The organism is Streptomyces sp. AcH 505 (assembly GCF_000818175.1).
GTDB lineage: Bacteria > Actinomycetota > Actinomycetes > Streptomycetales > Streptomycetaceae > Streptomyces.
Genome location: NZ_JTIY01000001.1, coordinates 1,063,085 through 1,068,801, shown reverse-complemented (window position 1 = coordinate 1,068,801; position 5,717 = coordinate 1,063,085). Strand labels below are relative to the sequence as shown.

Below are 5,717 nucleotides of genomic sequence, written 5' to 3'. Positions count from 1 at the left end.
AGGCCGCCGCCGAGCCCGCCGGCCGGAGCCGCGCCCTGCGCCGCGGTCGACGTGGTCTGGCCCAGCACCTCACCGGTGCTGCCCGCGGTGTCGCCCGCCACCTTCTGCGCGGCGGGGGTCGCCGTCTTCGCCGCGCTCCCGACGGTCTTGCCCGCAGCCGGGACGGCGGACTCGACGGCGGCGCCGCCGGCCTTGCCCGCCACGTCGGTCGCGCTCTGCGCGCCGCTGTCGATGCTGTTGCCGACCGAGGCACCGTCCAGCGCGGTCACCGCGCTCAGGTCGGTGGCCTGCGGCAGCGTCGCGGCACCGGCGGAGCCGGCCGCACCGACCACGGGAGCTGCGCCAGCCGCGATGAGCAGTGCGGCACGGGCGATCCGACGGGTCAGGGGGAGGGACATGATGCTCCTTTGACGGGAGAGAAACAGTGCTTGTCCGTCGATCGGACACTGTGACAACCGCTCAGGGGGGCATACGGGTTGCGGTGACCATACGTAAAGAGTTGGTAATGCGTCGCATTATCAGGTACGGATAAAAACGGGCAAACGGTTGTGTTCCGTATCGCCTGCCGAACCGTCACTTCGCAGGCCCGGCACGGGATTTGGTCATCCTTCGAATCTGCCGGCCGGATATGCCACGACCACCCCCTGCGGGCGATCCGCCGTACTACTGCGCGATCCGGATCCGCACGTCGTTCGAGGCCTCTTCCGCCTTGGCCTTCGCCTTCGACGACCCGTCGTCCGCACGGCGCCAGCCCTGGTCGGCCTTTGCCGCGCTCCACACCCGGCCCGCGTAGCCCACCTCGGAGATGTGCAGCTCGGCCGCCTGCGCGACGGCCCACTGCGCCAGCTCCCAGCCGCGCCTGCCGCCCTCGGCGGGGGGCAGGGCGTCCACCGGCACCGACACCTCGGGGCCGGCCGGGCCGCCGACCTCCTCGGACGCCGGCGCCTGCGACGGATCCGGCTGCGGCAGCACCTTCCGCCCGAAGTTGCTCACCAGCGCCGCCCGTACCTTCTTCGGGTCGCCCGCCACCGCGGGGGCCGGCGCGGGACACGTCAGCACGGCGGCTGCCCTGCCGGTGAACGCGGCGGCCAGCAGCGTCGCGTCCGGCTCGTGCTTCGCGTACGCCTGCGGGAAACCGCTGCGCTGGACCCGCTGCGCCGCCACCGTCAGCGGCAGCCGCGAATAGCCGGGGATCTCGGCGAGATGGTCGTAGAACTGCCCGGACGAATAGACCGGATCGACGATCTGGGCCGCCGTGCCCCACCCCTTCGACGGGCGCTGCTGGAAGAGCCCCAGTGAATCCCGGTCCCCGTGGTCCAGATTGCGCAGCGCCGACTCCTGGAGCGACGTCGCCAGCGCGATGGTCACCGCGCGCTCCGGCATACCGCGGGTGGTCCCGACGGCGGAGATCGTCGCCGCGTTGGCCGCCTGCTCCGGGCTGAGTTCGTACGACGCCTTGTCGTCCCCCGGATTCTTCGCCACGACCTTGCACTGCTGCGAGTGCGGCCCGCCGGTCACGTACTGGGTGACGACGTAGGCGGCGACACCGAGCAGTACGAGGAACGCGGCGGCGATACGCAGCGGGCGACGGCGGCGCCGGGGCGCGGAGGCGGGGGAGGCGGTCTGAGACACGGGGTCACCGTACTGTGCCGCGAGGGGCCGTGTTCCCCGCCCGTGGAGGCGGCGGGAGCCGGGGGCCCGGTGCGCGGGGGAGTTAGGGTCACCAGCATGTCTGAGACCGCTCTTGACCTCACATCGGACGGGCCCGCGCTCACCGCCTGGCTTGTCGACTTCCCGTCCGTCAGCGGGACCGAGAAGCCGCTCGCCGACGCGATCGAGCAGGCGCTGCGCACACTGCCGCATCTCACCGTCGACCGGTACGGCAACAACGTCGTGGCGCGCACCCAGCTCGGTCGCGCGGAGCGGGTCGTCCTCGCCGGGCACATCGACACCGTGCCGATCGCCGACAACGTGCCGTCGCGGCTGGACGACGACGGTGTGCTGTGGGGCTGCGGGACCACCGACATGAAGTCGGGCGTCGCCGTCCAGCTGCGCATCGCCGCGACCGTGCCCGCGCCCAACCGCGATCTGACCTTCGTGTTCTACGACAACGAAGAGGTCGCCGCCGACCTGAACGGTCTCGGGCGCGTGGCCGACGCCCACCCCGACTGGCTGACCGGCGACTTCGCCATCCTGCTCGAAGGCTCCAACGCCGAGGTCGAGGGCGGCTGCCAGGGCACCCTGCGGGTCATCCTCCGTACCGAGGGCGAGCGCGCGCACTCCGCGCGCAGCTGGATGGGGTCCAACGCCATCCACGCGGCGGCGCCGATCCTGGACCGCCTCGCCGCGTACGAGCCGCGCCGGCCGGTCATCGACGGGCTCGAGTACCGGGAAGGACTCAACGCGGTACGCGTCGAGGGCGGTGTGGCCAACAACGTCATCCCCGACGCGTGCACGGTCGTCGTCAACTACCGCTACGCGCCGGACCGCAGCGCCGATGAGGCGCTGGCGCACGTCCGTGAGGTGTTCGAGGGCTGCGGGGTCGCCGAGTTCACCGTGGACGACCACTCGGGCGCTGCGCTGCCCGGACTCTCGCACCCGGCGGCCGCGGCCTTCATGGCGGCGGTGGGCGGCACGGCGCGGCCCAAGTTCGGCTGGACGGACGTCGCGCGGTTCAGCGCGCTGGGTGTGCCCGCGGTCAATTACGGCCCCGGCGACCCGGTCTTCGCCCACAAGCGTGACGAGCGGGTCGTGGTGGAGCGGATCACCCGGTGCGAGGACCAGTTGCGCGGCTGGCTGACCGCTTGAGAACGGCGGGGGACGGTGCTTCCGCCGGACCGACGGACGGAATTTCGCTGTTCGTCACGTCCTTGGACCTAACCTGGCCGGAACGGGGGAAAGCTTTCGGTTCAGCGGCGGAAGGAACAGGTCATGGGCATGCCTGAGGGAACGCAGAGGCCGGAGGAGCAGCGGCTCGGTCCGGTGCTCAGGCGACGCGAACAGGTGCAGTCCTCCACCACCGATCAGCGGCTGTTGGACACCGAGGGCGACTCGGAATGGGTGCACACCGACCCGTGGCGGGTGATGCGGATCCAGTCGGAGTTCGTGGAGGGCTTCGGCGCACTCGCCGAACTGCCCAGCGCCATCAGCGTCTTCGGCTCCGCCCGTACCCCCGTCGGCTCGCCGGAGTACGAGGCGGGCACCCGGATCGGCCGGGCGCTGGTCGAGGCGGGCTTCGCGGTGATCACGGGCGGCGGCCCCGGCGCGATGGAGGCGGCCAACAAGGGGGCCCGGGAGGCGGACGGCGTCTCCGTCGGCCTCGGTATCGAGCTGCCCTTCGAGCAGGGGCTCAACCCGCACGTCGACATCGGGGTGAACTTCCGGTACTTCTTTGTCCGGAAGACGATGTTTGTGAAGTATGCCCAGGGATTCGTCGTACTGCCGGGCGGTCTGGGCACGCTGGACGAGCTGTTCGAGGCGCTGACGCTGGTGCAGACCCGCAAGGTGACCCGCTTCCCGATCGTGCTGTTCGGGACGGCGTACTGGGGCGGGCTTGTCGACTGGCTGCGGGACACGGTGGTGGCGCAGGGCAAGGCGTCGGAGAAGGACCTGCTGTTGTTCCACCTGACGGACGATGTGGACGAGGCGGTCGCGCTGGTGACGAAGGAGACGGGGAAGTAGCCGTGCGGAGCCGCACCGCCTGACGGGCGGTGACGGCCGGCTGCCTCAGGCGAGCCCTCGGCGGGCGACCGCCGGGGGTCGCAGGCCAGCGATGGCCGAGACCATGTCCAGCACCTGCCGGGTCTCCGACACCTCGTGGACGCGGTAGACGCGCGCCCCCAGCCAGGACGAGACGGCGGTCGTCGCGAGCGTACCGATCAGCCGCTCCTTGACCGGGCGGTCGACGGACTCGCCGACGAAGTCCTTGTTGGACAGCGAGACCAGCACGGGCCAGCCGGTCTCGGTCATCTCGGGCAGCCTGCGGGTCGCCTCCAGCGAGTGCCGGGTGTTCTTCCCGAAGTCATGGCCGGGGTCGATGAGGATGCCGTCCTCGCGCACCCCCAGCCGTACCGCGCGCTCGGCGAGACCGACCGTGACCCGCAGGATGTCCGCCATCACGTCGTCGTACGCGACGCGGTGCGGCCGGGTGCGCGGCTCGGCGCCGCCCGCGTGGGTGCAGACGAGACCGGCCCCGTACCGGGCGGCGACCTCGGCCAGTGCCGGATCGACGCCGCCCCAGGCGTCGTTCAGCAGATCGGCGCCGGCCTCGCAGACGGCCTCGGCGACCTCGTGCCGCCAGGTGTCGACGCTGATCACCACATCGGGGTGGCGCCGCCGCACCTCGGCCACGAATCCGACCGTACGGCGGATCTCCTCGGCGGCGCCGACCTCCTCGCCGGGGCCTGCCTTCACCCCGCCGATGTCGATGATCGCCGCGCCCTCGGCGACGGCCAGCTCGACGCGGTCCAGGGCCGGTTCGTCGTCGAAGGTCGCGCCCTGGTCGTAGAAGGAGTCCGGGGTGCGGTTGACGATGGCCATGATCACCTGCTCGTGCTCGCCGAATTCCCGGCGCCCCAGCCGCAGAGTCCCACCGCGCATCCCGCTCGTCCTCCTCATGGTCACGTCGGCCCGCCTGCGACCTTAACGGTCTTCGTGACACCATCGGCACCGGACGTTTTCCGGCCCCGGGAGAAGATCGTGCTGTTCTTGTTCTTGATCGTCGCGATGGTCGTGGTGGTCGCCGCCGTGACGCTCGCCGTCGTCGGCGGCGGCGACAGCGCCGTCCTCACGGACACCGCACCGGAACAACTGGTGGACCCGCTGCCGATGACACGCCCGGTCGGCCGCGCGGATGTGGACGCCGTACGGCTGCCCGTCTCGGCCCGCGGCTACCGGATGGCGGACGTCGACGACGTCCTCGCCCGCCTCGGCGCGGAACTCGCCGAGCGGGACGCCCGGATCGCCGAGCTGGAATCGGCGCTGGCCGGCGCGCAGGCCACGGCGGTCTCGTCACCCGACCTGTTCAAGCGCCCCGGCGAAGAGCCGGGGCGATGAGCGGCACGGGCGTCGTCGAAGGCGCGGACGGGCTGCCGCGCTGCCCCTGGGGCCTCTCGTCCGAGGACTACGTGGCGTACCACGACGAGGAGTGGGGCCGCCCGGTCCGCGGCGACGACGCGCTCTTCGAGCGGCTCTGCCTGGAGGCGTTCCAGTCCGGCCTGTCCTGGATCACGATCCTCCGCCGCCGCGAGACGTTCCGCGCGGCCTTCGCGTCGTTCAAGATCGCCGCGGTCGCCGAGTTCACCGACGCGGACAGGGAACGCCTGCTCGCCGACCCGGGCATCATCCGCAACCGCGCCAAGGTCGACGCGACGCTGGCGAACGCGCGTGTCCTGACGGACTGGGAGCCCGGTGAACTGACCACCCTGATCTGGTCCTACGCCCCGGACCCGGCGAAGCGCCGGGCACCACGGACGACAGCGGACGTGGCGGCGGTGACGGACGAGTCGACGGCGCTGTCGAAGGACCTGAAGAAGCGGGGGATCAGGTTTGTGGGGCCGACGACGGCGTATGCGTTGATGCAGGCGTGCGGGTTGGTGAATGACCACTTGGCGGACTGCTTCACCCGAGACCGCTAGCCGCTGCGCGGAGCCTTTTCCCCAGCCCCGCCCCTCCCCGAAACCGGGGCTGCGCCCCGGGCCCCGGGCGGCGGGCCGCGG

At 71.7% G+C, this 5,717-nt stretch carries 7 protein-coding genes; 4 read left to right on the top strand and 3 right to left on the bottom strand.

From position 1 onward, the window contains the following. Both HY68_RS43470 and HY68_RS04875 read right to left on the bottom strand, forming a co-directional pair. Positions 1–398: ATP-binding protein (locus tag HY68_RS43470; RefSeq protein WP_041995175.1), on the bottom strand; the 398-nt coding region annotated here is incomplete at its 3' end. Positions 399–663: 265 nt separating this feature from the next. Next, positions 664–1,632, bottom strand: a complete 969-nt coding sequence (locus HY68_RS04875; RefSeq protein WP_041984824.1) for a hypothetical protein — start codon at positions 1,630–1,632, stop codon at positions 664–666. 96 nt (positions 1,633–1,728) lie between these two features. Here HY68_RS04875 and dapE point away from each other — a divergent pair, with 96 nt between their 5' ends. Further along, complete coding sequence (dapE, locus tag HY68_RS04870; protein ID WP_041984822.1) at positions 1,729–2,808, top strand: succinyl-diaminopimelate desuccinylase; 1,080 nt, start codon at positions 1,729–1,731, stop codon at positions 2,806–2,808. Positions 2,809–2,931: 123 nt separating this feature from the next. After that, positions 2,932–3,681, top strand: a complete 750-nt coding sequence (locus HY68_RS04865; protein WP_041984819.1) for a TIGR00730 family Rossman fold protein — start codon at positions 2,932–2,934, stop codon at positions 3,679–3,681. Between the two features lie 45 nt (positions 3,682–3,726). On the opposite strand, the gene folP is transcribed toward HY68_RS04865, so the two are convergent. Continuing rightward, on the bottom strand, positions 3,727–4,599 hold the full coding sequence (gene folP, locus HY68_RS04860) for a dihydropteroate synthase (RefSeq protein ID WP_041984816.1): 873 nt from the start codon (positions 4,597–4,599) through the stop codon (positions 3,727–3,729). A 102-nt stretch (positions 4,600–4,701) separates the two neighbouring features. Between folP and HY68_RS04855 the strand changes: the two genes are divergently transcribed. Together HY68_RS04855 and HY68_RS04850 are read left to right on the top strand one after the other, a co-directional pair. Then, the gene (locus HY68_RS04855) at positions 4,702–5,055 is read left to right on the top strand and encodes a DivIVA domain-containing protein (protein ID WP_041995174.1); all 354 of its coding nucleotides are present in this window, start codon (positions 4,702–4,704) and stop codon (positions 5,053–5,055) included. Next, positions 5,052–5,636 (top strand): DNA-3-methyladenine glycosylase I, encoded by a 585-nt coding sequence (locus HY68_RS04850; protein WP_041984812.1) that lies wholly within the window; start codon positions 5,052–5,054, stop codon positions 5,634–5,636. Before HY68_RS04855 ends, HY68_RS04850 begins: the two co-directional genes overlap by 4 nt. Positions 5,637–5,717: the final 81 nt, after the last annotated feature.

What these genes read in the sequence shown, in the direction of transcription:
- folP (WP_041984816.1), bottom strand. Translation starts at nt 4,599, where the DNA reads ATGCGCGGTGGGACTCTGCGGCTGGGGCGCCGGGAATTCGGCGAGCAC.
- HY68_RS04850 (WP_041984812.1), top strand. Translation starts at nt 5,052, where the DNA reads ATGAGCGGCACGGGCGTCGTCGAAGGCGCGGACGGGCTGCCGCGCTGC.
- dapE (WP_041984822.1), top strand. Translation starts at nt 1,729, where the DNA reads ATGTCTGAGACCGCTCTTGACCTCACATCGGACGGGCCCGCGCTCACC.
- HY68_RS04865 (WP_041984819.1), top strand. Translation starts at nt 2,932, where the DNA reads ATGGGCATGCCTGAGGGAACGCAGAGGCCGGAGGAGCAGCGGCTCGGT.